Source organism: Pseudomonas sp. SA233 (assembly GCF_054792385.1).
In genome coordinates this window covers 2660457-2686146 of the sequence record NZ_CP096449.1, presented here as the reverse complement: position 1 = coordinate 2686146, position 25690 = coordinate 2660457, and the positions used below count along the sequence as shown (strand labels likewise).

Here is a 25690-nt window from a genome sequence, read left to right as displayed (position 1 = left end):
CGGAGCCACCATGGATCACCATGCATTAAATCCCGACCAGGAAGAACTGCTGAAAAGTGCCGAAAACCCACAATCCACTCCATTCGATTACGTGATTGTCGGATCGGGAGCCGGTGGCGGCCCGCTCGCGGCGCGCCTGGCCTTAAACGGGCGACGGGTCCTGTTAGTCGAAGCAGGTGTTGATCCTGCCGGAGAGAATCGCGAGGTGTATAACGTGCCCGCCTTCCACGCCGCCGCGACGGAAGATCCGGAAATCACCTGGGATTTCTCCGTCCGTCACTATGCCGACAATACCCAGCAACGCCAGGATTCAAAGTACAACAAAGACAAGGACTCTCCCCAAAACGGCCCTGTGGATTCGGGAGGCATTCAGTACCCCCGCGCAGCAGCCATCGGTGGCTGCACTGCGCACTACGCGTTGATCATTATCCGGCCGAACGACAAAGACTGGGACCAGATAGCCGAGTCCACGGGCGATCCGTCCTGGCGTTCGGAAAACATGCAAGGGTACTTCGCAAAAATAGAGAATTGCCTGTACTACACGGTCTATAGGGGTTTTGCTGGCAAGCTGTTGGGCGGGCTGCTTAAAGTCGTGCAGGTCATCGCTACCCGCCTCAACCCACGTCGGCAGCTGGATCCCGGTGGCCACGGATTCAAAGGCTGGCAAACAACCAGCTTCATCGATCCACTGGTGATCGCCGGGATAGCACGAGGCGACCGCACCTTCCGGCGTGTGCTCAAGGATGTTGTGTTTTCCTTTCTCGGCAAGCAGCGTGATCGCTCAATGTTCGGTCGCGCCATCGCCCGACTGCAGATTCTGCAGTTTCTCGACCCTAATGTTCGTTCGCCAGAAATACCTACCCGCGATCATCTGTCACTGATTTCGATTGGCACTGATGGCAAGCGTCGCCATGGCTTACGGGAACACTTGTTGGATATCGCCAAGCGATTCCCGGAGCGACTGGTCATTCTGAATCCGGCCCATGCAAACCGTATTGTGTTTGAGAAAGGCGCGAACGATCCCGCGCCCAAGGCTGTTGGCGTTGAGGTCAAGCGCGGCGCACACCTTTATCGTGCCAGTCCCAAGTTTGAATCCGACCGGGAAAAGCCGGCTTCAAAGCTGTACTTCGCACGTCTCGAGGTCATTGTCAGCGGTGGTGCTTTCAATACACCGCAGCTATTGATGCTCAGCGGCGTCGGTGATCGGCAGCATCTTGAAGAACTGGGTATTGAAGGACCGCGTGATAAAGACGGTCAGATGGTAGCGCCTATCGTCAACTTGCCGGGGGTCGGCAAGAATCTGCAAGACCGTTACGAAGTCAGTGTCATCAGCGAAGCGAAGTCCCCCTTTTCCACATTGGACGGGGTTTGTTTCGAGCCGAACAAGCATGGCGACCCTGCCCGAGAGCAGTGGCTGCGCGATGGAACAGGACTCTATTCAACGAACGGTGGCGCTATTGCCTTCATGATGTCGTCCAAGTACAACGCCGAGCCTCGGGTCGATCCCGACTTGTTCATTTTTGGCGTACCCGCCGCGTTCCGTGGCTACCATTGGGGCTGGTCAATGGAGCTATTGCATAAGACGATGGGCGCCAAGACCGAGTCGCGCAACCTGTGGAGCTGGGTCATCCTCAAAGCCTATACCCGTAACAATCAAGGTGTCGTTCGCCTGCACAGCAAAGACGCGCTGGATACACCGAAAATCAACTTCAATTCATTCAATGACGGCTCCGCAGAAGGCTTTGGCGCCATGAAAGATGTCGAAGCCTTGTGCGAAGCAATTGAAGTCGTGCGCAAGATCAATGGTGATGTCACTGTATTCGAAAACGAAGTGCAGCCAGGATCAGCGCGAGGGGATGGCTCACCTCAACTGAAACAATGGATCAGGGACGAAGCCTGGGGGCACCATGCCTGTGGCACGTGCCAGATGGGCAATGAGCCCCATTGCACCGACACCAGCAAGCTCAAGAACAGTGACGCCGTCCTGGATAGCAGCTTTCGCGTGCATGGTGTGGACAAATTGCGCGTGGTCGACGCCTCAATCTTCCCCAACATTCCCGGCTATTTCATCGCCACTCCCACCTTCATGATCGGCGAGAAAGCCGCCGATGTGCTGCTGGAAGATTGCCACAGCTATCCACAACAGCTTGAGGCTGTGGAAGCGGCTGCGATTATGGCTCGACGTAATGCCGCTAAACCCGATTCCCAGCCCACCCAGCCAAATACCGCGAAGCTACCCAAGGACACCATCGGACTCGCCCTCTCAGGCGGAGGTATCCGTAGCGCAACCTTTTGCCTTGGCGTGATCCAGGCACTGGCTAAGTGTAAACGCTTGCGTGACATCGACATCGTGTCATCCGCCTCCGGTGGCGGCTATATTGCCGCTTTTCTGGGACGACTTTTCACTCGGATACACCCAGATGTATCCGATAAGGCCGCGCGGGTGGAGTCGATACTCAAGGGTTCCCCCGAAATCGACTGGTTGCGACGCAATGCCCAGTACATTGACGGCGGTGGTCGTGGAGACGCCCTGTTCGATGCGGCCATCGTGCTGCGCAACCTGGCCTCCGTCCATCTTTGGCTGGGCATCTTGTTGTTCGGCGTGTTCGGGTTGATCCGCTGGCTGGCTATCACCTTCCTTGGCGATGTGGAACCCGTGACTCTGTTTGAAAAAAATCTTTCGGCCTGGTGGTGGCTGCCTGGTGTACTGCTGGTATTGACTGTGCTTCCCCCGGCCATCGGCTACTGGCTGGTGGTGCAAGACCCGACCCGAAACCGGCGCGCATTGCTGCCATTGCTGGTGTGGCTGACTTTTCTTGCATGCGCCATTTACGGCCTTGCGTTGCCGGCAATCACAGTCTGGTGTGGCGTCGCCATCGGTGTACTGCTATTGGGTCTGCTCGTGCAGGAGGTTGCGAGATGGGGCATCCCCAACACAACAGCATCCATGGAGTGGGCGCGACCCGACGATCCTGATGAAGACAACCCTGCGGACAAGAGCGCTATCGTACGCAATCGGCTGACGCGACTTTTTGGCGTTGGCCTGTTCGGTTTCACCGTCAGCGTTCTGTGGGTAGTTGTGGATACAGGTGCGCAGTTAGCTGCCGCCGGCATACCCATGATCGGCTGGTCGATTGTGGGATTGGCACCGTTGCTACCGTTGTTGCGTGCAATTGCGACCGGGCTGCTCAAAAGTTCACCGTCGGGGGCCGTTTCGTTTTTCATCAGGGGGCTCGGATTAGCGTTCCTGATTGGCACTGTCACGTTCCTACTCGTGTTCGCGCTGCTGATATACGTCAATATGCTCGCGCACCTGGTATTCCTCAAGGACCTCCAGGTCGGCATATGGTGCGTAATTACAGCCCTGCTTGTATCCGCCGTCCTGGGGCAGACACTCACCCTCCTCAACCTGTCTTCCTTGCAGCAAGCGTATTCGCAGAAACTGGTGCGGACCTTCCTTGGCGCTACGAACGATGCGCGCGTACATCCCACCGGTACTCATACACCCGTGCCGGTCAACGTCAGTGACCTGGGGGATGACATCGATTTTGATGCCTATCATCCCGAACGCACGGGAGGCCCATTGCATCTGGTCGGAACCTGCCTGAACAACTCTGTGGACCCTTTGTCCGGCAACCTCCTGCGTGATGACAAGGGCATGCCGATGTGCCTGGGGCCGGCAGGCATTTCTGTCGGACGGCGCTTTCATGCGTTATGGGGGGCGCGTGACAGCGACACCCCGGCGCGCAAGGTTCCTGTGACTGCAATCAATGTAGCGCCCGATCCCAATCAGTTTCATGTCCTGTCACGCTCCGATGACAAACCTGTCACAGTGGAGCGCCTGCGCCTAGGCCAGTGGATGGCGATCTCCGGGGCGGCATATACGACTGGCTCGGGGCGCAGTACGCAACTGTGGCGATCGCTGATACTCGGGCTGGTCAATCTGCGTATTGGTTACTGGTGGAACAGCGGTATCCCCGCCGGACGGCGGCCCGGACATTACCCGCCAAGTCTCTGGCGCGCCCTCAAGTCCCTTCCGTCGACGGTCTTCTCCTTGCAGTCAAGCTTGCTGAACGAATGGCGAGGATACTTTGCCGGTCCTGCCGAGCGGCTCTGGTACCTGAGCGATGGCGGGCATTTCGACAACACCGGGCTCTACGAGCTGATTCGCCGTCGCCTGCCCATCATGGTGGCGGTCGATGCGACCAGTGACCCGAGTTATGTGTTCGACGATCTCGCGCTGCTGACGCGGCAAGTGCGACTCGACTTTGGTGCGGAAATAAAATGGTTACCCTCGTTCGCATCAGCATCAGCATCAGCATCAGCATCAGCACCCTCCCCAGGCGTCACATCCAGTAACGCGGCGGACTGGAAAGCTTTCACAGCGTCAAACAGGCTTGTCGGCGTACCTCTGTGGATGCAAAAGCACGTCAAGGCGAAATCCCTCGGGGCCATAACGGACATGAAGCGCCCAGGCCCCTTCGGTGCGGCGTTGGCACGAGTAACCTATTCAAATGGACATCCTTCTGGCTGGCTACTGCTGGTCAAGCCCTGTCTGTTTGCCGAACTCCCCACTGATCTGCGTGCCTACGCGGCCATGCACGAGTCCTTTCCCAACGAGACCACGCTCGATCAATTCTTCGACGACAACCAGTGGGAAGCTTACCGCTTGCTCGGAGAAACAGCTGGGTCAAAACTTTTTCGCTGAGCCTGACGATTGCAGGAGGTAGATCATGACAGTCACGCCCATTCCCCGCGCACTGATGCAATGTGCGTGCCTGCTGGCTCTGTTGGGGCTAGCCTCATGCAACCTCTATAACAGCCCGTATCGGACAATGCCGCAAAAGCGCGTCTCTGTCAGCGCCACAAACCCACCGGGTCCTGGATACGATTTGCAGTTTATCGAATCGGACGATCAAGGCTGGTTCTGGAAGCCGGATCAGGCCGTTTCGGCTCTGTCGAGCATAAAAAAAGCGACCACTGAAGGTGACACGCTCGTCCTGCTTTTCATTCACGGCTGGCATCACTCAGCCGCTTGCTACGATGACAATGTCGAGGCATTCAAACGTGTGTTGCAAACTTTGCACGATGAACTGAACCAACCGATGTACAGCCAGGCGATGCCCGCTGCCAAATCGATGCGCATTATTGGCTTGTATGTCGGATGGCGCGGACGTTCGCTGCCGGGGCTGATCGACTACACGACATTCTGGGGACGCAAGTCGGCCGCAAGGCGTGTCGGTGATGGTGACCTCCAGGAGTTCATGGCCAGATTGCAGCGGATATACAACGACCATTCCGACGGGACTGACGGCAAGCAAAAACGTTTCTTCGGGCTGGTTTCGATCGGTCATAGCTTCGGTGGCGCCGTCTTGCTCACTGCGACTTCACATTACTTTGAGAGCCAATTGCAACTGGCTAACCCGACCAGCGGATTTCTGAGTACAGCACCTGTGATGCCGACTGGTGCTCCTGTCCCTGACACATCGCCGAGCGCAAAACCGGCGCCCATGAAGCATACGATAGGTGGTTTTGGCGACATGGTCGTCCTCGTCAATCCTGCCGTCGAGGCGGCCGCATACGAACGCATCAACATCCTTTCACGCGGTATCAATTACAGCTCCGACCAAACGCCGTTACTCGTCACGTTTTCCGCGCAAAACGATGGCGCCCGCCATAGCTGGTTCAAGGCCGGTCGAATCGCTGGGGAATTTTTCACGAATGCCGCTCCCGTCCCCGATGACCGGGAGCGCACCAGCCTGCGCGAAGCACTAGGTGTATACGATTACGGCGACAGCGGTATCACTCACTCGCTCACACCGAGCGAGCCTCGACAATTGATTTCGGGCCAGGAGAACGAAAGACCTGATTTGCAATGTACAGACAAGCGGCCAGACACATTCGAGTGGTGGCGCTGGGCCGATAAGCGAGTAAGTCCCGACACGTCCTTTCCGAATGACACGCTAAACGTGAAGACCTCCACCGTTGAGGCGCTGAAGTTTTTCGACTTTTCCAAAGAAGCCCAATATTCAGGTTTGAATCTGAAACCGGAACTTTCTGTAGTACATCATCAGCCATTCATGGTTGTGTCGGTCGACAAGCGAATCATCGATGGCCACAACGGTATCTTTTCAGAACCATTCATGAATTTTCTGACACGCTACATCGGTCTTACAGAGGCGAAGCGGATTTCGCTCGGTATCGAGGCCAGTAAGCGCTGAACACCTTGCCTGCTTCACCTCATCACAATCTCACAGGTGAGAATGGAGGAAGGCGACCAGCCGCTGCAGAGCAACCCGCGTGGGATGGTTAGCATCGGGGATGTTCGCCTTGTCATATTCCTCCGTGAGCAAGGCATGGTGCTTTTTCCTGCCGTCTGCAGGAGCATCGTACTCGTGGAGAGTGCCCGTATTGGGGAAGTTTGCTTGAAGCCTCTGCACCCGCGCGTGGGGGCATAGGCGATCATCGGCAAAGCGCTGGATCAGCAACGGCGTCCTCTGGTTCGCCGATGCCTGGCCGGCCATGAGCAGGTCGTCGTCAGAGATATTCAACTGGCTCATCCAGGGTCCGTCGCCCTTGCCGATAATCCAGTAGCCGAACTTGAACGGAACAGCGGGTTGCGACGCCACCGCTGCGCCCACATTGGTTTCGAGGATCAGCGGGATAGCGAACGCGCCAGTGACGCACATGCCGATCACGCCGATTTTCGCGTTCCTCATCGAGGCTCCCAGATGGCGGACGAGCGCACGCAGCCAATCGCTCACCGGCGCCGAAGTCCCAGCCTTGAGGAAACCAAACTCCTTGGTCATGCAAAGAATGTAGCCCTTGGGTACTGAGCCCTTTTCTTCCAACTTGCCGAACAGCAAGGGTAGGTACACCTGGAAGCCGGCGTCTATCAGGCGCTCGGCAAAGTTTCTCGTATCGCTCGTCAATCCGGGTAGCTCATGCATGATGAGCACAGGTTTCCCCTCCCCCTTGGTATACACCAGGTGTTCGTATTCGCCATCGCTGAAAAGGAAGCTCATGAAGCCTGTCATTTCCATGTAGCGCATCTCCCTTTATTAGCGTTATCGCGTCAACTCGGGATTTTCAATGCTAATAAGTCACTACTTCGTTCAGTAGTGCAGCCCCTGGTCCTTGGCCATCGGGGGGGCCGTTTTCTCTGTATATTGGACACCCTTCATGGCGCCGGCCACTTCAGCTAGGCGGCAGGCGAACATGTGGCTGCCATGGTTGCTGATGCCTCCAGGGTGCGTGTTGACATTGAAACGCAAGTCTCTGACGGCAGAGTCCCGATGGCCTGGTGGGGCAATAAAGTTGATGAGCAAGCGGAGATAGGCGAGACCTTCACCGTGTTCGAAAATCCGGTCAATTTCAAGGCCCTTGGTGTTTTCATCCCGCGGTGGATTGGCAGTAGAAAACCAACCGGTAACCGGTGTCGAATTGAAGGCGATGACTTTCGATACCCTGATGGGATGTGATGTCGACCGAGGTAGTGCATAGGCCAGTTGTTGCGCCAGTCCGCCACCCAGCGAATGACCGACAGCGGTGATTTTGACGTTGGCTGGGAGCCGGCCCTGAGCCATGCGCTCTTGAAGCTCAGCCTCGAATGCCTTGGCTACTTCGTCTCGGGTAACATTGTATTGGTCCTCGCCGCGGAGCGCAGTCGGGATTAACCACCTGAAATTTGAGAACCAATCTTGCTTCTGATCCGCCTCGGTGCCCCGAAAAACGATGGCTACTTCAGTGATGCCTTTGGGATCTCCACCCGCGCGAAACTCCCAGACGCTAAAGAACAATTTCGCATTTTCCGCCAGGTCGGCCAGGCGTTTTGAGGGGAAGGTGGGCCAGACATGCCAGCTCGGTGTCGGAATCATTTGGTTGCTGTAGTCGCGCCCACAGGCCTGGTTGAAGCGCACATCAGATGGTGTCTCGACCGCCTCAATGTTCGCGCTGACCAGTTGCACTTTGTAGTCAGGCCACTTCAGGTGATAGGAATTGGCAGCCAAAGCCATATATTCCCAATATTCCTGCGCATACGCGGTAAAGCGGGGACCGCCTATAGGGTCTCCGTAGACTCGCTCTTTTGGCTCGCGGATCAAGACGACGTTGTCCTTTTGAAACCAGGAACTGCAACTGACCTGCAAAACGGCCATGATCAAAAGTCCCACTTTCATACATCGCATACAGAACCCTCCTGCCACGGTAAAATCCCGTCATCTGCTGTTATGACACAACGCATTGAATTGGCGATTTCGGCGAATGGCCACGCGCCCCTAAATACCCCGTCAATATCTATGAAATAACGCCGCATACTCCATAGCCAGATAGTTTTCTATTTTCTCGGATGTGCAGTTAAGGTTGATCCAGATCGAGGCACCTTTGGTGGTTTTGCGGGTGGCAAGGCGACCTCATAGAGGGGAGCTGGCATACTGACGGTTGCATGAATTGCTGCGTCCTGAAGGACCTTATACACTCTTTTCTGCATGCCAATGACGTTTTGTCCAGACAACGGTTTTGGCTTTGGATCTCCGGGGTCATTACCGAAGAAATTTTCCCAGTGCCCAAGCAGTACAAGTCTGGGTCTTGTCCGCTTAAGTAACTCGTCCGGATAGTTGTCCACGTTCTCCCATGAACCTACCCCGAGAATCTCCACGTCAACGGCCGTATCATCTGGCATCGGTTGGAGGATTCCGCAGGGAGGCGCTGCAGCGCTGTCCTGAAAGTGGATCCGGTATACAGGCTTATGGTTGTCATCCAGCAAATCAATCAACCAGGCCATTGACTGGCCTTGCTTCCAACCAAACACTGATTTTGGAGCCTCATTCAGATCCGTCGGATAATCACCGTCAGCAAAGGTATGACCCAAGATGTGGCTCGCATGCATGCTCTGGATGGGCATTGCCCGGATGTGCCCACCGCTGGAGGGGATCCACGTTCCGGGTTTTGACGGCTCCTGCCTGCCTTCGCAATTTTGAACAGTCGCCATTTGCGAATTGACAATTTTGAGTCGATCGGGATCCACCCAGGTCCAATGTTCCTTCTCGGCTTCGTCGCGAAAGCGGATCGAATGCATGATCTGCACAACCGTTTTAGAACCATAGAGTGTGGCGTGAGGCGTGTACATGTGCATCACCCAAGGCACGTCCAGCAGGTGGTCATAATGACCGTGCCCAACCAAAAGCATCGTGACATCGCCTGCTTTGGGCATGTACTTTTTTATCCTCTGCTTATTGGCTTCGACCCACAACGGAGGCCAACCTTCGATATTCAGCGTGGCGGGATTGCTGAAGGATGGTGCAAGAAGCAAACCCTCTCCCCGCCAATGCAGTAGCCACCCTCCTACCCCCAAATACTGGATCTTAGGTTCAGGCAGGTCGTGACCATAGGAGATTTCAGGTTGCTCTGTGTTCGAACTGAGTGAGCAACTCCCAAGCAAAAAAACGACGAACCCAGCGAGCACAGTCTTGTTCATCCTCGGGGAGAGACTTTTTTCACTGGTAAATAACACATTGGTGACTGTGCCGCTCATAAGGTGCTCCGTTCATGGCTGAGCCATGATTGAAGATCCTCCAACAGAACAATGGGTGACCATTGAGTGGGTCTAGACCCCCCGTAGTTAATTGTCAAACACGGCACCGCAAGATCACTGCACTAACCCGAAGATAATCTAAAGAAGCCCCTCGAAAGAACGAATTGGATGTAAATGATGCTTAGCCAGAAGTTACTCAGCGACTGACCAAATACTGGCTCTAACAAATCGATGTAGCGGACACTTGATCCATCGCCATTTTTTCTATCAAAAAGACAGTTACAGCCTTAAATGCGGCTACGCTCAGACCTTGGGTGGAAAGGTGAAGCCGGTCTGATTGGGAACTCCAAACCGGTGGCGCAGCGTGATCACTGTCAACCCAACCAACTGACAACGAATACCCCGATCTTGCGCCCGGTTTGTCTGCCGTGCGGGTGTCCTAAACCATCTCTTAGAGGAGCACCACGATGCTAAACGCGCTGAACATGACGATGCCGTTGAAGCAGGATTCAGAGTCCCAACAAAAGCTGAACGCACTCAAGGCGCACTTTGCAGACGGGATACAACAGAAAATTGGCGTAGCGCTGGCCAAGTCGGAGATCGTCCATTTCGCCCGGGTTCTGATCATCGACGACAAATACATCCAGGTGCTCACCGAATTCGACGGTGACAAAAGGGTCTACGCAGTCTTCTTTCTCAAGCAACTGCCTGACGTGTTCAAGGCAATCTTTGAGCTGGTGGAGGGTGCTCCGTCGTGGGATGAGCTGGAAAAGAGCGAAGACCGCTTTGTTGAAGTCGCGCAGAGTTTCAATGTGCGGGCGCTGGGAGCGAAGGAGGACGACCCGACAGCCGGATGGCTGTTCTCGGCCTTTGACACCAAGACCGTGAAAGACATCAAAGCGGCGCTGACCAAGTAGAACACAGTTTGCAAGCTCGCGGGATCGGCAGCCGGTCGGTCCCCTGTTTTCCATCACGCTGCTGGGGGCACTCAAATGTCGTTTGATCTGGCGGACATCCAAGGTTTGATTCATCACCACTATGGGTATCCGAAGACTCGACACCTGTTGTTTGAAATTGGCAGCCCGGCGACGGGCATGCATATGCTCAAGTTCCTCGCGCCACGGACTAACACGGCAGTCCCTCTCAATCCAAAACCCGAGTCGCTACTCAACGTCGGGATCACTTATGGCGGACTCGAAGCGCTCGGGGTGAAACCCCAACTCCTGAAAAGATTCCCCCAAGAGTTTCGTGATGAGCCAGACCCGGTCACGATGGGGGATTTCGATGCGAGCGATCCAGTAAACTGGTGGAACGGCAAATTCAAAACCCAACAGGTGCATCTGGTCGTCCATCTGTACGGCCAATCGCCCGAGGCCCTCGACAAGGTGACCGCCGAAGTTCGCGCTGCGGCCGGCGGGAATCGGGAACTGCTCCCCCTTAAGTCGGAAAGTCCAATCGAAGGGGGATGGCTCAGCGATATCCCCGGCGAGCTTCACTTTGGTTACCATGACGGCATTTCGCAACCCACGATTCGCTGGGACGACGGCCCCCTTCAGCAGGGCGAAGTGGATTATCGTCATTTTATCCTCGGCTATGCCACAAACGAGATCCCGTCGGCACCGCAAGAGTTTGCCTCCGACCCTAGCTCAAGCCTCGCGGCTGAACTGGGACGCAATGGCACGTACTCGGTCTTTCGCTGGCTCTACCAGGACGTGGCGTTGTTCAACCGATTCCTTGATTCGGAAGGCCCCAAGACATTCCCGGAACTGTCGCCGGAGGACGCACAGGAATTGCTCGCCGCCAAGCTGATGGGGCGGTGGCGTGACGGAACACCACTGGCCATGTCTCCCAATGCACCAGATCAAGCACTCTCCAGCCGCAATGATTTTGATTACGCCACTGATCGCGATGGCCGTAGATGCCCGTTCTCGGCACATATCCGCGTGACGAATCCGCGTGATCAAGAACTCGACCACGCTTCAATAGTGTTAGGCGGCGTGCCTCGTGTCATTCGGCGCGGTGCGCCGTACGGATCGAAACTAATGGGGACTGTGGATGACCAGGTCGATCGAGGACTGGTGGGCATGTTTCTCTGTGCCAGCATCGTGCGGCAGTTCTACAAGCAAGTCGTCTGGATGAAGGAAAACAATTTCAGCCCGGTATTTCCCAATCAGCACTCGCAAGACCCCCTGGCCAATCGCCTGACGCCGGATGCCTCCAACCAGTTCCTGATCCCAGCAGCGACCGGCGATAGAACCGTGACATTGCAGGATTTCGTAACCACCAAGGGAACCGCCTTCTTCCTGCTCCCCGGTGTACAGACGCTCCACAGACTCGCGGACGGCCAGTTTCAATAGCGGTCCCAAAGCAGGAAATATGGCCCCAAAGAAGCCGGAAGCCACCTCGCCCAACGCCTGGGTCTCTCGACAGCCTGAAAAGCTTCTCATGGCTCGCACGCCCATGCTAAAGCCTGCATGGCATAAATACTCAGGGCGGTGATGGGCAATCAGAAATAGACCAGCGCTTCCACCAGCGCGGTCAGTTGCGAGCGGGCGCGGCCGTTGCCATAAGGGCGGTCATGTTCACGGGCATCAAACCAGTCGTAACGAAGCTCCGGGCGCAGCGACAGGTGCCCGCTGACGTCCCAGCGCAACCCGGCAGTGAGGGCCTTGAAGTCGCCGCGGCTGGTGCTGGTGGGAAACAGGATGAAACCGTCCGGGTCGCTGAAATGCTCACCGCGCACCGAAAACGTCAGGTCCGGGCGGTACTGGTAAGTGAGCACGGCACTGGCACCCCACCAGCGCGCCCCGTGGAAGCCCGGGCCGCTCACAACGTCCACGGTCGAGGGCTTGCCATCGCCGCTATGGTGGCCGTAGACCAGTTCGGCACCCATCGACCAGCGCTCGTCGAACCGGTGCCAGCCATTGAGCGAGTGCTGTTGCTTGAGGTGGCCGCTGTCAGCGATCAGCCGTTATCGCGAAGGCGTCGATACGTACCTCAATACGCTGGACGCCCAGCGAAACCTGTTCAGCGCTGAGCAAGACCTGATCACGGTGAAGCTGGCAAGCATCAACAACCTTATTTCACTGTACAAGGCACTCGGCGGTGGAGAGGCTGAAGTACCGGTGAGCCTGTAACAGCCCGCGCAAAACAGTTCCCCCCTTTGGGCTCGATTTATTCGAGCCTCTTTTTATACGTCAACATCAGGAGTGTGCTGAGTTGCCATGTTTGCAGCACGCTTTTTCGACCTGGTCGATGCTGTTCGCTGCTTTGGATCGTGTCCCTGGAAGTGGTGTAACTCAGCCAGGGCGCTATTTAGCGTCCTCCCCGCCCATGCTTGATCGGCAGAAAACCAAGATTGACCAAGTAAGGATTTTTCCTTACCACTCAATCAATACATCCGGGAGAACGCTCATGCCTGCCATCCACGAAATCGCCACGTTGACCTCGAAGGGGCAGGTCACACTGCCAAAATCCGTTCGCCAGCTACTGGGCATTGACACAGGTGGCAAGATTGCATTCGACGTGCGCGGGGGTGAAATCGTGGTCAGCCGCGTAGAAACCACCCACGAAGACGCTGCCATCGGTGCGTTCCTGGGTTTGCTGGAGGCTGATATCCGCGGCGGCCGCAACCTCACCACCCTGCCGGAAGACTTGGCGAAAACCATGCTCGCCAACGCAAACCACTCCGTAAACCTGGACGAAGATATCGACGGGGAGGTCGCGATCTGATGCTGCGACATGGCTGGACACTGTTGTTCCATGAAGGTGTGACGTTGCAGCTACGCAAATTGCAAGAAGCCGCCGCCCGGGCCGAGCAGAACGACCCGCAAGGTTTTGAAAGCAACGCCAACGTCAAGCTGTTTCGGGCATTGAGCCATCTGATCATGGAAGCTGTGCCTGCCGATCCGGGCCGTGATGAGTTCCGCCAAGGCAATACGCTGGGCACCGCCTACCGACATTGGCGCCGTGCAAAAATCTGCAGGCGCTTTCAGCTGTTCTTTCGCTACGACTCGAGGTCCAAGTTCATCGTCTATGCATGGGTCAACGACGAAAACACCCTACGCTCCACAGGCAGCAAATCCGATCCCTACGCGGTATTTGAGAAGATCCTGGGCCGCGGCAACCCTCCTGATGACTGGGATGCGCTGACTGCTGCGACACGTAGCGACTGGGACGAGCCCAAAGCATAAATTGCGCGAGTGGGTGAGGGATTGCACCTTTGAAACCAATCCCTTCTTGTTGCGTCCACTGCAATCCACTTGTAGCTGCTGTTGAAAGGGGTACATCTGCGGGTACAAATCAAATTTCCGATTCATAACCATTTGATTTATATGAATGTCCAAATATTCTTCGGGGTTCCTGACAGCCTCTGAGCACGATCCCCAACACCTCATCGCGCAAATGGCCCAGGTGCTATGGATCAAGGCTTTCACGCTTGGCCGGCAAGAACGCCACGCCCCCCGTGTGGGAGCGGCTTCAGCCGCGAAGCAGGCGCCGCGGTATTACATGGATTTCATCAGTCCCGGTCATTCTTGGCATTTGACAAGGCTAAGGACAGGGTCGATACCAATGACATCCCTGCCAAAGGAGTCACCCATGTCGAAGCTTTATCCCAGCATTGATCCTGAGGGGCTGGTCGAGTACTCGGTGGTGTACAGCGACCGCTCGCTCAATCACATGTCGCAGACGTTTCAAGGCGTGATGAAGAACATTTCCAAGACCCTGAAACAGGTCTATAACGCCCAGGCTGTTGCGGTAGTGCCCGGCAGCGGTACATTCGGCATGGAATCGGTAGCGCGCCAGTTTGCCACCGGTCAGCAATGCCTGGTGATACGTAACGGCTGGTTCAGTTATCGCTGGAGCCAGATCCTCGAGATGGGCAACATCCCGGCGGCCACCACGGTGCTGAAAGCCCGACCGGTCGACACTGGTCGCCAGGCTGCCTACGCTCCGCCCCCTCTGGACGAAGTGCTGGCGGCGATAAAGGCGCACAAGCCGCAGATTGTCTTCGCCCCCCACGTTGAAACCTCATCCGGGATTATCCTGCCCGACGATTACCTGCGGGCCGTCGGCGACGCTGTACATGCGGTGGGCGGCCTGTTCGTGCTCGACTGCATCGCCTCAGGCACGATATGGGTTGATATGCAAAAGTGCGCAGTCGACCTGCTGATCAGCGCTCCACAGAAAGGCTGGAGCGCCTCCCCTTGCTGCGCCCTGGTGATGCTCAGTGCTTTGGCCCTGGAGCGTATCGAGCAGACGCAAAGCAGCAGTTTCGCCTGCGACCTGAAAAAGTGGCTGCAGATCATGCAGGCCTACGAACAGGGCGGGCATGCCTACCATGCGACCATGCCCAGCGACTCTCTCGCGCGATTTAACAAAGTAATCAACGAGATGCGAGCCTACGGTTTCGACAAGGTCCGCGGCGAACAACAGGCTCTGGGCGATCGGGTGCGCGCCATGTTGACCGGCAAAGGCATCAAGAGCGTGGCCGCAGCCGGCTTTGAGGCCCCGGGCGTAGTGGTGAGCTACACCGATGATGCCGATATCAAGAGCGGTAAGAAATTTGTCGAGCACGGCCTGCAGATAGCCGCCGGAGTGCCGTTGCAATGTGACGAGCCGGCCGACTTCCAGACCTTCCGCATCGGTCTGTTCGGGCTCGAAAAACTGCACAATATCGAGCGCACGGTCAGCACCCTTGAGCAGGCACTGGACGAAGTGATGGTGAACTAAGGCCTCATCCTGGCATTTGCCGCTTTCGTGCCCTCGGTGATCGAAAGCGGCACGCCACCGGCACAGATGGCGGCAATTCGCGAGCGTCTGCGTGAACTTGGCCTGGAACCTTACGACTGCTTGTCGCCCCCCACTCATGGATGCACTCGCGGTTCACGCCGCCAAGCCAAAAGGCACTCACCGCGAATGATGGTGATCTGAACCCTTAAACTGCTTGCAGTTGCCGGTCAGCGTGGTAAGACGAGCGCACCAGAGGCCCGGAGGCCACGTTTCTGAACCCCATCGCCAAGGCCTGCTCGGCAAGCATGGCGAAGGTGTCAGGGTGCACGAAGCGCTGCACCGGCAGGTGGCTGCGGGACGGTTGCAGATACTGTCCCAGGGTCAGCATGTCAACCTGATGCTCACGCATGCGCTGCATCACCTCGACCACCTCGGCATCGGTCTCGCCCAGGCCTAGCATCAGGCCGGACTTTGTCGGTACCGCCGGCAGGCGTTGCTTGAAGCGCTCCAGCAGGTCCAGCGACCACTCGAAGTCCGAGCCCGGCCGTGCCGCCCGGTACAGGCGCGGCACGGTTTCCAGGTTGTGGTTGAACACGTCTGGCGGCTCTTGCGCCGAAGTGGCGGGCGCCGCCATCGCGGCCGGGAGGCTACGGTGATCCAGCTGCACGATGTCGACCTTAAACTGCTCAGGGTATTCACCACGATCGTCATGTGCGGCGGCTTTTCTGCGGCACAGGCCGCGCTCAATGCCGGCCAGTCGACCATAAGCGAACAGATGTCGCACCTGGAAACCCGCCTGGGGGTCAAGCTCTGCCAGCGCGGGCGCAGTGGCTTTCGCCTGACCGAGCAAGGGGTGGCCATCCATGAAGCGACCCTGCGCCTGCTCAGTGCCGTGGAAAGCTTCTGCATGGACGCCGACGTGCTCAAGCAGCACATCAGCGGCAAGCTCAACCTGGGCATCATCGACTCCACCCTGACCGACCCCGTCTCGCCCCTGCCGCGCACCACCCAGCGCTTTGTTTCGCGTGGGCACGATGCCCACCTGCACATCTATATCGGTGCCCCGGCGGAACTCGAAGAGCGCGTGCTCGACGGCAGGCTGCACCTGGCCATCGGCCACTTCCCATTGCGGGTCGCGGGGTTGTCCTACCAGCCACTGTATGACGAGGCCCTGGGACTCTACTGTGGCCGGCGCCACCCGCTGTTCGCCAGCAACGCGAGCAACGGTCGGCTGATGGAGGACGTGCGCCAGAGCCGGATCGTGGTGCGCGGCTACATGCAGCAGTACGACCTGGAGCAGTTGGGCATCACCAAGGCCGATGCGACCGTGGAGAACATCGAGGCAGCGGCGATCCTGATCATTTCCGGCGCCTATATCGGCTTCTTGCCAGTGCACTTCGCCGAGCAATGGATCAAGACGGGCGACATGCGTCGCCTGGGTGCCAGCCTGCTGGATCTCTGCTCGCCGTTCGATGTGGTCACCCGCCGCGGCGTATCGCGCCCACCCATCCTGCAGGCGTTCCTCGAAGACCTCGATGCCTGCGCCTCCCAGCCCGGCTCCCCCTGATTCACCCCGCTACTCGAAACGGACGATCCCCACCCGCCAATACTGCGCTGCCGTCGTTGCCCCCCCTGCCCGCCGCCCCAACATCAATGACTGGAGAACCTATGAGGGTATTGGTAAACGTCAAGCGAGTCGTCGATTACAACGTCCCCGCCTGTGTCGCCGCTGACCGACTACAGGTCGCAGGTAGCTGATCGCGACCGACCGCTTTCGACCCATAGCGGACATAGCGTTTGTCGCTGACTTGGACAACTGAGCAGGTCTAAACCCATCAGGGCCAACAATCCTTGAGATTCCTCCTTGCCATTGGTACACCCCACCGTCAGGATGGATGCTTCATCAGGCTTAAGGAGAGAGCCGTGTTTCCAATGAATGTGTGGTTTGCCTACACTGCTGCCTGCGTGCTGTTGGTATTGGCGCCGGGCCCTGACAACCTGTTGGCCATTGGTCGTGGTCTCAGCCAAGGCAAAGTCGCAGCGGCCGTATCCGGCATGGCATCAGGCGCGGGCATTCTGTTTCACGTCGCAGCCGCTTCGTTAGGGTTGACCCTTCTGATGCAAACCTCGGCGGTCGCTTTCTGGGTGATCAAACTCATTGGTGCCGGCTATCTGCTCTGGCTCGGCATCAAGGTCTTGCGCGCGCGCAGTTTGATCAGCTTTCAGCCGGCGTCCCGGCAATCGTTGCCCAGCATTTTTCTGACGGGTCTGCTTTCGGCTGCACTCAACCCGAAACCAGGCTTGTTTGTGTTGGCATTCATTCCCCAGTTCGTCGATCCGGCTCGCGGATCGGTCAGCGTGCAGATGATGGTTTACGGGGTGTGGTTTGCTGTACTCACAGCCTTGGGTTTTGCCTTGATGGGCATTTTCGCCACGGTGTTATCTCGCTACCTGTACCAGCGGCCGCGGCTGGTAAATGGGCTAAACGTGGGCGCTGGCCTCACCTTTGTCGCATCTGGTGTTTCGATTGCGGCTTTGAGTCAAAGGTAGTGGGTAGGGAAAAGCGGCGGGGCTTCGGATGAGCCCCGTGTTGTCATCAAAATGCTGAAGGTTCGCTGGTCAGCTTCGCATGGGTACTCAGTTCTTCAGTGATGAAGGCCGAAATCATTGCCCGGTAGACCTGCTCCACGACCTCAGCCGAAGCACCGGTTTCGTCAGCCATTTCACGAACCTTCCTTATCACTTGCTCAACCCGAGCAGGCGCACGCACATCATCGGTGGTTTTCTTGAAGGCAGCTGCTTGCGTCACAAGCCGGCCCCGTTTGGCGAGAAGCGAAACGAGGTTGCGGTCGATTTCATCGATCCCTTGGCGGACTTCGTCCAGAGAGGTGCAACGTACATCCATTTGCTTGACTTCCCTTTCATGAGCCTGCGGATTAGGGCAGGCAGTTGCTGGTGGTTTGGGGCTGTATTGTAGCCTCTGGTGAATGTCCGCTATGGGTCGAAAGCGGACAGTTGCAAAGGCCAGCAATTCTACGGCTTCGCTATCCATTGCCGGCTAATTGCCGCAGCCTACCTCCAGACGCTGAACAACCTACCCCAGGAGCTGTGGCAAATGGAAGAAATGGAAAAAATCATCGCCCCAGGCGGCAGATTCGCGGTCAAGGTCGCCGCCTGGGAAGCGCGCAACAGCCAATGGGTGTATGTGCCCTCGCTCCTTGATAGGCAAACCCAGGCGGTCATTTTTGCATTCGCCGACCCTCGTTGGTCCATGGATCAGGCCACCTGGCGCAGTCATGCGACGGTTCATTTCGTGCTCCGGAAATTTCCGGGCGATCACCATCCGGCGACACTGGAGCTATTGGTGAATTGCGCCAATCAGACTGCGGTCGTGGTGGCAGGCACCGAACACAAGCTGGCCGAGATCGAGCAAGTACTGGAGGCCGCATTCGAGAAAAAACCAAGTGCGTCCTGACCCGACGGCCTTGCTCGCCCCCCCTGTAAGTCGATCAAACACCCGTGGGAAAGCCGGCACCGTCGACATGATAAACCTGCGGTTCTTCCGACAAGTACGGCGCCAGCCCCAGCATGAACAGGCGATGGTCTTCACTGGCTTCGAAACCAGGCGTGTGGTCTGCAAGTGACGCCCAATACACGATCAGGTTGAATACGTGTGGCGTCTCTACCCCCTGCGCCAGCATGTGCCCGCCGTAGCCCTTGGCGCGAGTGAGCAAAGGCGCGACCTCGGCAAATGCCTCCCTGAACGCTTGGATGTGTTGCGAATGAACGGGAAGCAGAGCGATTTCATAGATCATGGCAATTCCTCGACAACGGCGATGGCGATCTTTCCCTGGATACCGTTATTGGGGCTCTCCAGACGGGCATGGGCCAGCGCTATGTCGCGAAGGGAGTAGACGGCGCCGATATGCGGCCGCAGTTGCCCACGCGCCACCAACGCACTCAACTCATCGAGCTTGCCGCGGTTCTGGCGGGTGAACACGAAGTGGTAACTGGCGTTCTTGCCCCAGGCCTGGATGAGGTTCTGTGGTTGTGCCGTATCCACGATCGACACGACGCGGCCCAGTTGTGCAAGCACATCAGGGCTACCTGCCAAGGTGTTGCCTCCGATGCTGTCGAACACCACGTCGACACCTTGCCCGTTAGTCTCCCGCATCACGGCAGCAACGTAGTCTTCTGTTTCGTAATCGATGACCACGTCGGCGCCCAGCCCACGTACGAATTCAGCGTTGGTCTCGCGCACCGTGGTGAACACCCGTGCGCCCATGGCTTTTGCCAGCTGGATCGCCACATGACCGACGCCCCCTGCACCGCCGTGTATGAGGATGCTTTCCCCCACTCGAAGCGCCGCACGCACGACCAGTGCTTCCCACACCGTGCCACCGACCAGGCTCAGGCTAGCCGCCTGCAGATGGCTCAGTGACGCAGGCTTCCGGGCGATAATGCTTTCGGCTGCCACGTGGTACTCGGCATAACTCCCCGGCCCGCCGAATATCTGCGGCGTGTACCAGACTTCGTCTCCTGGAGCGAAGGCCGTCACGCCCGCACCAACGGCTTCTACAACCCCCGACACATCATGCCCGGTAATTGCGGGCAGCTGCACCAGGTCGTGATAGTCACCACGGCGGACTTGATAATCCAACGGGTTGATGGATGTTGCGTGTACCCGGACCAGCACCTGTCCCGCCAGCGGTACAGGCTTCGGCACCTCGCAGAGCTCGAAGGCATCTACCCCGCCGTAGGATTTGAGCAACATCGCCTTCACGGTAAACCTCCATATCTGGAATAAGGGATATCGAGATATTTCGATATAATGCAGCAAAAAAGTTACAGGTCTTTCCCGATGATCTCGGCAAGCGCGCTGATGGCGGCTTCATTGCGTTTGTAATATGTCCACTGGCCTATGCGCCGGACCTCAACCAAACCCACCCGTTGCAGCGTTGCGAGGTAACTCGACACCGTAGACTGCGAAAGCCCTATGCCTTCCTGGATACTGCTGACGCACACGCCCACCGTCAGAACGTCCCCTTCGTCTTGGGGAGGGAAGTTCTTTGCGGGATCCTTCAACCCCTTCAGTATCTGAAGGCGTATCGGGTTCGACAGGGCTTTGAAGACTTCTAGCAATTCCATGACGCGAGGATATCGAGATTCTTCGATAAGTCAATACCCGCTGGCGGCGCATCGAAGCGTCCGCCCCTTGCTTACAACCGAAACGATTGCCGCATCGCCCGCGCCAGCAAAGTCACGGCGCCGTCCCCGCCCGATGCCGGGCTGCGCACGAACAGGATGTCGTGGTCGGGAATGGCCGGCAGCCCCTCGAGGATCTGCATGCGCTCGGTGACCTTGGCCCGGTCGATCACACTGATGGCCAAGCCGGCCTCCACACAGGCCTTGACGGCCTGGTTGGAGTGGCTTTCAAGGATAATGCGCGAGCGGCGTCCCGAGGCCTTGAGTGATTCGACCATGGCCTCACGGTAGGGGCATTGCAAGACATGGGCAGCTAGCGGCAACGGGTCGCGCAGGACCGCCGCCGCGTTCATCGGCCCGACCCAGACCGGCGTGGTCGACAGCAGTCGCTCGGCATCGGGCCCGAGCGTGCCTTCGGCCTGGGCGACCACTGCTGCCTGCAATTTGCCGCGCTGCACCAGCTCCCTCAGGGCATGGCTCGGCCCGGTCCTGAGTTCGAGCACCACATTCGGCCAGGCAGCGCTGAACATCGGCAAGATATCGCGAATCACATGAGCCGCGTATTCGTCAGGGACACCGAGCGTGATACGCCCGGCCAGATCCGGCCCGTGCAGCTCTGCCAGCACCTGATCATGTGTCGGGGTATGAACCAGCCCCCGCCGATCCCGCCCGCCACGCCGACCCGTCGCCCCTGGCAGCGGGCCTTGCCGCTGCCCTTGCTTGAAGCCGCGCTGCTGCTGACCTGGAGTTCCGGGTTCATCGGTGCACGCTTTTCCATCGATCATGACCCCGCCCTGCTGGTGGTGTTCTGGCGCTGCCTGGTGGTGAGCCTGCTGTTGTTCCCGTTCGTCTGGCGCGCCCTGCGCCATACGCCGTTTGCCGTGTTGCTGAGCCACGCGGGCATCGGCCTGCTGGCCATGGCGGGCTACCTGACCGGCGTGACGCAGGGCATTGCCCTGGGTGTGCCCGCCGGCCTGGCCGCGTTATGTGCCGACCTGTTGCCACTGGGCATGGCGCTGCTCGCAGCGCTGGTACTGGGCGAGCGCCTGCCGCTGCAGGTGTGGGTCGGCCTGATCGTCGGGCTGTTGGGGGTGCTGTGGGTGACCCACGATGCGCTGATGCTGGGCACTGCACCGGTGTGGGCCTATGGCCTGCCCGTGGCCGGCATGTGCTCGCTGGCGGTCGCCACGTTGTGGCAAAAACGCAGCGAGGTGCAGGCGATGGGCTTGTTGCCCAACCTCTCGCTGCAGTGTTTCGTCTCCAGTTTCGCCTTCGCCGCCCTCGAAGGCAGCCAACGCAGCCTGGCACCGGTTACCAGCGCAGGCTTTGCACTGAGCGTGTCGTGGACCGCAGTCCTGTCGACGCTTGGCGGCTATGGGTTGTACTGGGTCTGCCTGCGCAGGTCCTCGGCCACCCGCGTCGCCAGCGTGCTGTACCTCAGCCCGCCGATCACCCTGCTCTGGGCCTGGGCGATGTTCGATGAGCCGTTGTCCTGGCCCATGGCAGCGGGGATGGCGCTATCGGCGGTCGGCATCTGCCTGGTGGTACGCGCCGAGGCCCGGCAAGCCAGCCGCGATGAGCGCAAGCCCAACCACCCTACCCCACGCTGAGGTGCCAGCGAGACTGACAGCAATGAACGTTGCCCGTGCAGTTTCGTAAGGCGCGCGCCGGGATGTGATTCCCTAGAGTGTGGCCCATCGGCCAGGCACGAGCGGGGCGACAACCCTGCTCCAGGAAACCTGGCCTGCACGCGTATCGAACCTGAGTTGCCACACAGGATGCCTGTCATGTCTCGAATCGAAAACGAAGCCAGCGAACCCCGGCGCTGGTTGATGTTCGCCATCTTGCTGGTCGGTGCGTTTCTGCCTCCGCTGGATTTCTTCATCGTCAACGTCGCGCTGCCCTCGATACAGGCCGACCTGGGCACAGGTGCCTCTGCCGAGCAGCTGGTGATCGCATCCTACGCGACGCTCTATGCCGTGACGCTGATCACTGGCGGGCGCCTTGGCGACCTGTATGGGCGCGGGCGGATGTTCTTCGTCGGCCTGCTGGGCTTCGCCGCTGCCTCGCTGCTGTGCGGCGTGGCGACTGCGCCATGGGTACTGGTGCTCGGGCGCGCCTTGCAGGGCGTTAGCGCTGCCGTGATGGCGCCGCAGGCACTCGCCTCGGTACAGACGATTTTTCCGGCAGCGGAAAAGTCATTGGCCCTGAGCCTGTACGGGGCTGTGTTTGGCCTGGCGTCAGTGATCGGCCAGGCGCTGGGTGGCGTGCTGATCGCGCTCGACCTCTTCGGCATGGGCTGGCGCGCGATATTCCTGGTCAACCTGCCAATTGCACTGCTGGTGATTGCATTCGGTATCCCCGTGCTAAAGGACACCCGTGCGCTGCAGGCAAGCAAACTGGACCTGGTGGGTACGGCGTTGTCGATGCTGGCCCTCGGCGCCTTGGTCGTGCCGTTGATCGAGGGCCGCGAAGCGGGATGGCCGTGGTGGGCGTGGCTGTCGCTCGCCGCTGCGCCTGTACTGGGGGCGCTGTTCTGGCGCTACGAGGCGCGCCTGCACCGCGCCGGCGGAACCCCTTTGCTGGCACCGGCCGCGCTGCAAGCCCCCGGGCTGGGCCGGGCGTTATCCATAGCGCTGTGCTTCTACGCCATTGGCGTGTTCTTCCTGCTGTTTTCGATCTACCTGCAAGGTGCACTGCATATGACCGCACTGCATGCCGGCCTGGTCTTCCTGCCGTTCGGCGCCGGCTTCCTGATCGGACCGCTCTCGGTTCCCCTGCTCAGGCGCGTGCTCGGCGGTTACGTGAACCCGGTAGGCATGGCGCTGGAGGTCATCGGCTTGCTCTGGCTGGGTTGGCTGATGTCAGTGACTCCCCCTGGCCTTGCCCCGCCCTTCACGTCCCTGGCGGTCATCCTGTTCCTGATCGGGCTGGGACAGGGCCTGGCCCTGCCGACGTTGATGCGCCTGGTCACGGGCCGGGTCGCACCGGCGTATGCCGGGATGATCGCAGGCATCACCAGCGCGACCTTGCAGATCAGCACCTCGCTGAGCGTGGCTGTCATCGGTGGCGTGTTCTATACCGTGCTGGGGGAGCAGGCAACCGCAGCCCGCATCAGCCACGCCTTCACGGTCGCCGTGCTGTGCATGGCCGCCTGCCTGGCTGTAGGGGTTGCGCTGAGCCTGACGTTGGCGCGGCAGCCGGCACCGCTGGCGGAGGCAGCGTCGATGCGCCCGAGCTGAGCGGCGGCAACCTGCTACCCTGCGCCGATCATGCTGGAGGCAAGGTCGGCCAGTGCACGCAGCCGGTCCAGTTGACGCATGTCGCGGTGATAGCCCATCCAGATGTCCCGCCCCGGTGGTGGCTGGTGCTCGTCCAGCAGCCGCAGGCCGGGTACCGAGTCGCCGAGCATACGTGGCAACACGGCGACCCCCAGCCCTTGCGCGCACATCTGTGCCTGAACCGTCCGGCTGCTGCTGGTGAACACGGTGCGGGCCTGCGGGTAACGCTGCTGCAGCCAGTGCACATCCGGGTAATGGGCCTGGGCAATGTTCATCAGGATCAACCCCAGGCCCTCGCCGTCCGGGTTTGGCGCTGGGGCATGCACTGCGGTGTAGAGCCCGTACGGCAAGGTTGTCAACTTGCGCTGGACGATGTCAGGCTCGGTGAAGGGCACGATCCGGAAAGCGATGTCGGCATCGCGGCGGGCAAGGTCGAACAGCCGATGCCCGGCAATGACTTCGGGCACGATCAATGGATACCGTCGTGCCAGTTCGACCAGCACTGGCGACAGGACATGGCAGGCGAACCAGTCGGCCGAGGAGATGCGCAACAGCCCCTCCGGCTGATCGCCATGCCCCGCCAGGCGACGTTCGATGGCCAGCGCACTGTGCTCCATGGCCAGCGCCAGGTCGAGAATCCGCTCGCCATTGTCGGTGAGCACCAGCCCCTGGGCAGTGCGCAGGAAGAACGCTTGCCCACTGGCCTGTTCGAGCACCTGCAAGCGTCGCCCGACCGTCGGGTGACTGACCTCCAGCGCCCTGGCGGCCCCTCCCAACGAGCCACTGCGAGCAACCGCCAGGAAGATCCGCATGTCACTCCAGTCCATGCTGCCCTCCCGTGCCAGAATGAGTGATGAGGGTGCAACAATGACGGCGTGGCTGCAATCCCCTGAGCGGCTGCCATTCCTGTGCGGTACCGGTGGCAGCCGCTGTTGCCAGCGATGAGGCCGGTACTGACCACAGAGGATTGGACAGTTATCCGCTTTAGGTCGAAAACTGCCGTACGCGACAGGCCGCTATCGACCCAAAGCAACCGTTCGACGTGTCTACGAAACCAGGTGCGATTCAGATGATGATCGAGATCAAACCCCAAAGCGCCTTTGATGATGCGCGTCATCAATGTAAGGTATTGGTTGCCTTGCCATCAAAGAGAGAAGAGACATGAAGGTCACAAAGGACCAGGTGCAAGCTAACAGGGCCCACATCGTAGAGACTTCTTCGAGACTGTTCCGTGAGCGCGGCTACGACGGTGTCGGTGTTGCAGACCTCATGGCTGCCGCCGGCTTCACCCACGGCGGGTTTTATAAGCACTTCAAGTCCAAGGCGGATTTGATGGGCGAAGCAACCACTTGTGGAATCAGCAGGACGGTCGAGCAGATGCAGGGCATCCAGTTGGCTGACTTCGTCAAATTTTACTTATCCCGAGAGCACCGCGATGAGAGAGGCAACGGTTGCACGGTAGCAGCACTGGGCGCAGACGCCGCTCGCCAGTCCGATGACATCAAAGCAGCTTATGAAGCTGGGATCGAAGAATTACTGGAGGTATTACAAGGCAAGGATGAGGAGGCTGGAGCGGGCCGTGCCGAAATCATCAATACCTTCGCACACGCTCTCGGCGCCTTGATTCTGTCTCGAGCCTGCCCGGACGACTCTCCACTTGCTGATGAGGTGCTCAGCCAATGTCGTGAGCAGATCCTGGATAAGATACGCCGTAAAGGCGATCACTGTAGGTCATTCATTCCCACGAGTATCACTGCTCAAGCATGAGTCCGTTCCACTTGAAAGGTGGGTGCCCCGGAATGGAGATCATGCCGCCCGCGTCTGCGGAGTCCTCAGCCAATTCCCCAAGCTTGACCTTCTCCTCGCTCTCACCACATGACTGAGCAGTTGTCATCTCAGTCGGATGGAGGGCATCTACACATTCGGTAGTATCAGGTAC

Annotated in this window: 21 protein-coding genes and 5 pseudogenes; 15 read left to right on the top strand and 11 right to left on the bottom strand. The window is 58.7% G+C overall.

The window, feature by feature from the left end:
* Window positions 1–10: 10 nt before the first annotated feature.
* Window positions 11–4708 (top strand): GMC oxidoreductase, encoded by a 4698-nt coding sequence (locus M1D87_RS12535; protein ID WP_409280368.1) that lies wholly within the window; start codon window positions 11–13, stop codon window positions 4706–4708.
* 25 nt (window positions 4709–4733) lie between these two features.
* Window positions 4734–6221: a hypothetical protein gene (locus tag M1D87_RS12530; protein ID WP_409280367.1), complete on the top strand. Its 1488-nt coding sequence runs from the start codon at window positions 4734–4736 to the stop codon at window positions 6219–6221.
* Between the two features lie 30 nt (window positions 6222–6251).
* On the opposite strand, the gene M1D87_RS12525 is transcribed toward M1D87_RS12530, so the two are convergent.
* The 3 genes from M1D87_RS12525 to M1D87_RS12515 all read right to left on the bottom strand — a co-directional run bounded on the left by M1D87_RS12525 (window position 6252) and on the right by M1D87_RS12515 (window position 9532).
* Window positions 6252–7043: a dienelactone hydrolase family protein gene (locus M1D87_RS12525; RefSeq protein WP_409280366.1), complete on the bottom strand. Its 792-nt coding sequence runs from the start codon at window positions 7041–7043 to the stop codon at window positions 6252–6254.
* 72 nt (window positions 7044–7115) lie between these two features.
* Window positions 7116–8156 (bottom strand): lipase family protein, encoded by a 1041-nt coding sequence (locus M1D87_RS12520; RefSeq protein WP_409280365.1) that lies wholly within the window; start codon window positions 8154–8156, stop codon window positions 7116–7118.
* 179 nt (window positions 8157–8335) lie between these two features.
* Window positions 8336–9532, bottom strand: a complete 1197-nt coding sequence (locus M1D87_RS12515) for an MBL fold metallo-hydrolase (protein ID WP_409280364.1) — start codon at window positions 9530–9532, stop codon at window positions 8336–8338.
* 467 nt (window positions 9533–9999) lie between these two features.
* Between M1D87_RS12515 and M1D87_RS12510 the strand changes: the two genes are divergently transcribed.
* Together M1D87_RS12510 and M1D87_RS12505 are read left to right on the top strand one after the other, a co-directional pair.
* Window positions 10000–10449 carry a hypothetical protein gene (locus tag M1D87_RS12510; protein WP_409280363.1) on the top strand — a complete coding sequence of 150 codons (450 nt, stop codon included), beginning with the start codon at window positions 10000–10002 and terminating at the stop codon, window positions 10447–10449.
* Between the two features lie 75 nt (window positions 10450–10524).
* Window positions 10525–11889 (top strand): Dyp-type peroxidase, encoded by a 1365-nt coding sequence (locus tag M1D87_RS12505; protein ID WP_409280362.1) that lies wholly within the window; start codon window positions 10525–10527, stop codon window positions 11887–11889.
* 149 nt (window positions 11890–12038) lie between these two features.
* Here M1D87_RS12505 and M1D87_RS12500 read toward each other — a convergent pair.
* Window positions 12039–12503, bottom strand: a pseudogene (locus tag M1D87_RS12500) (outer membrane beta-barrel protein); the annotation flags it as partial.
* On the opposite strand from M1D87_RS12500, the pseudogene M1D87_RS12495 reads away from it, so the two are divergent.
* The 5 genes and pseudogenes from M1D87_RS12495 to M1D87_RS12475 form a co-directional block, all read left to right on the top strand.
* A pseudogene (locus M1D87_RS12495) lies at window positions 12502–12669 on the top strand (multidrug transporter); the annotation flags it as partial. The pseudogenes M1D87_RS12500 and M1D87_RS12495 sit on opposite strands and share 2 nt — an antisense overlap.
* A 277-nt stretch (window positions 12670–12946) precedes the next feature.
* On the top strand, window positions 12947–13264 hold the full coding sequence (locus M1D87_RS12490; RefSeq protein ID WP_409280361.1) for a type II toxin-antitoxin system PrlF family antitoxin: 318 nt from the start codon (window positions 12947–12949) through the stop codon (window positions 13262–13264).
* Entirely contained in the window at window positions 13264–13725 is a 462-nt protein-coding gene (locus M1D87_RS12485) for a type II toxin-antitoxin system YhaV family toxin (protein WP_409280360.1), read from the top strand. Before M1D87_RS12490 ends, M1D87_RS12485 begins: the two co-directional genes overlap by 1 nt.
* A gap of 406 nt (window positions 13726–14131) precedes the next feature.
* The gene (locus tag M1D87_RS12480) at window positions 14132–15265 is read left to right on the top strand and encodes an aminotransferase class V-fold PLP-dependent enzyme (protein ID WP_322265679.1); all 1134 of its coding nucleotides are present in this window, start codon (window positions 14132–14134) and stop codon (window positions 15263–15265) included.
* 15 nt (window positions 15266–15280) lie between these two features.
* Window positions 15281–15455, top strand: a pseudogene (locus M1D87_RS12475) (S-(hydroxymethyl)glutathione synthase); the annotation flags it as partial.
* 15 nt (window positions 15456–15470) lie between these two features.
* Here M1D87_RS12475 and M1D87_RS12470 read toward each other — a convergent pair.
* A pseudogene (locus M1D87_RS12470) lies at window positions 15471–15881 on the bottom strand (radical SAM protein); the annotation flags it as partial.
* A gap of 36 nt (window positions 15882–15917) precedes the next feature.
* Between M1D87_RS12470 and M1D87_RS12465 the strand changes: the two are divergent.
* Both M1D87_RS12465 and M1D87_RS12460 read left to right on the top strand, forming a co-directional pair.
* Window positions 15918–16832: a LysR family transcriptional regulator gene (locus M1D87_RS12465; protein ID WP_322265678.1), complete on the top strand. Its 915-nt coding sequence runs from the start codon at window positions 15918–15920 to the stop codon at window positions 16830–16832.
* Between the two features lie 365 nt (window positions 16833–17197).
* Window positions 17198–17815, top strand: a complete 618-nt coding sequence (locus M1D87_RS12460; protein ID WP_085719874.1) for a LysE family translocator — start codon at window positions 17198–17200, stop codon at window positions 17813–17815.
* Between the two features lie 46 nt (window positions 17816–17861).
* Here M1D87_RS12460 and M1D87_RS12455 read toward each other — a convergent pair whose 3' ends face one another.
* Window positions 17862–18170, bottom strand: a complete 309-nt coding sequence (locus tag M1D87_RS12455; RefSeq protein ID WP_085719872.1) for a chorismate mutase — start codon at window positions 18168–18170, stop codon at window positions 17862–17864.
* A gap of 210 nt (window positions 18171–18380) precedes the next feature.
* Between M1D87_RS12455 and M1D87_RS12450 the strand changes: the two genes are divergently transcribed.
* Window positions 18381–18740, top strand: coding sequence for a hypothetical protein (locus M1D87_RS12450; RefSeq protein ID WP_085719870.1), 360 nt, complete (start codon window positions 18381–18383; stop codon window positions 18738–18740).
* A gap of 34 nt (window positions 18741–18774) precedes the next feature.
* Here M1D87_RS12450 and M1D87_RS12445 read toward each other — a convergent pair whose 3' ends face one another.
* The 4 genes and pseudogenes from M1D87_RS12445 to M1D87_RS12430 all read right to left on the bottom strand — a co-directional run.
* Complete coding sequence (locus M1D87_RS12445; RefSeq protein WP_085719867.1) at window positions 18775–19080, bottom strand: antibiotic biosynthesis monooxygenase family protein; 306 nt, start codon at window positions 19078–19080, stop codon at window positions 18775–18777.
* Complete coding sequence (locus M1D87_RS12440; protein WP_322265676.1) at window positions 19077–20048, bottom strand: zinc-dependent alcohol dehydrogenase family protein; 972 nt, start codon at window positions 20046–20048, stop codon at window positions 19077–19079. The genes M1D87_RS12445 and M1D87_RS12440 overlap by 4 nt, the downstream gene beginning before the upstream one ends.
* Before the next feature lie 62 nt (window positions 20049–20110).
* Window positions 20111–20413 carry an ArsR/SmtB family transcription factor gene (locus M1D87_RS12435; RefSeq protein WP_003256877.1) on the bottom strand — a complete coding sequence of 101 codons (303 nt, stop codon included), beginning with the start codon at window positions 20411–20413 and terminating at the stop codon, window positions 20111–20113.
* Window positions 20414–20484: 71 nt separating this feature from the next.
* A pseudogene (locus M1D87_RS12430) lies at window positions 20485–21108 on the bottom strand (LysR substrate-binding domain-containing protein); the annotation flags it as partial.
* A 6-nt stretch (window positions 21109–21114) separates the two neighbouring features.
* Between M1D87_RS12430 and M1D87_RS12425 the strand changes: the two are divergent.
* Both M1D87_RS12425 and M1D87_RS12420 read left to right on the top strand, forming a co-directional pair.
* Entirely contained in the window at window positions 21115–22080 is a 966-nt protein-coding gene (locus M1D87_RS12425) for a DMT family transporter (RefSeq protein WP_409280070.1), read from the top strand.
* Window positions 22081–22257: 177 nt separating this feature from the next.
* Window positions 22258–23712 (top strand): MFS transporter, encoded by a 1455-nt coding sequence (locus M1D87_RS12420; protein WP_085719863.1) that lies wholly within the window; start codon window positions 22258–22260, stop codon window positions 23710–23712.
* Window positions 23713–23726: 14 nt separating this feature from the next.
* Here the strand turns inward: M1D87_RS12420 and M1D87_RS12415 are convergent, their stop codons facing one another.
* Window positions 23727–24578 carry a LysR family transcriptional regulator gene (locus M1D87_RS12415; RefSeq protein WP_189121013.1) on the bottom strand — a complete coding sequence of 284 codons (852 nt, stop codon included), beginning with the start codon at window positions 24576–24578 and terminating at the stop codon, window positions 23727–23729.
* Window positions 24579–24912: 334 nt separating this feature from the next.
* Between M1D87_RS12415 and M1D87_RS12410 the strand changes: the two genes are divergently transcribed.
* Entirely contained in the window at window positions 24913–25518 is a 606-nt protein-coding gene (locus M1D87_RS12410) for a TetR/AcrR family transcriptional regulator (RefSeq protein ID WP_085719860.1), read from the top strand.
* Window positions 25519–25690: the final 172 nt, after the last annotated feature.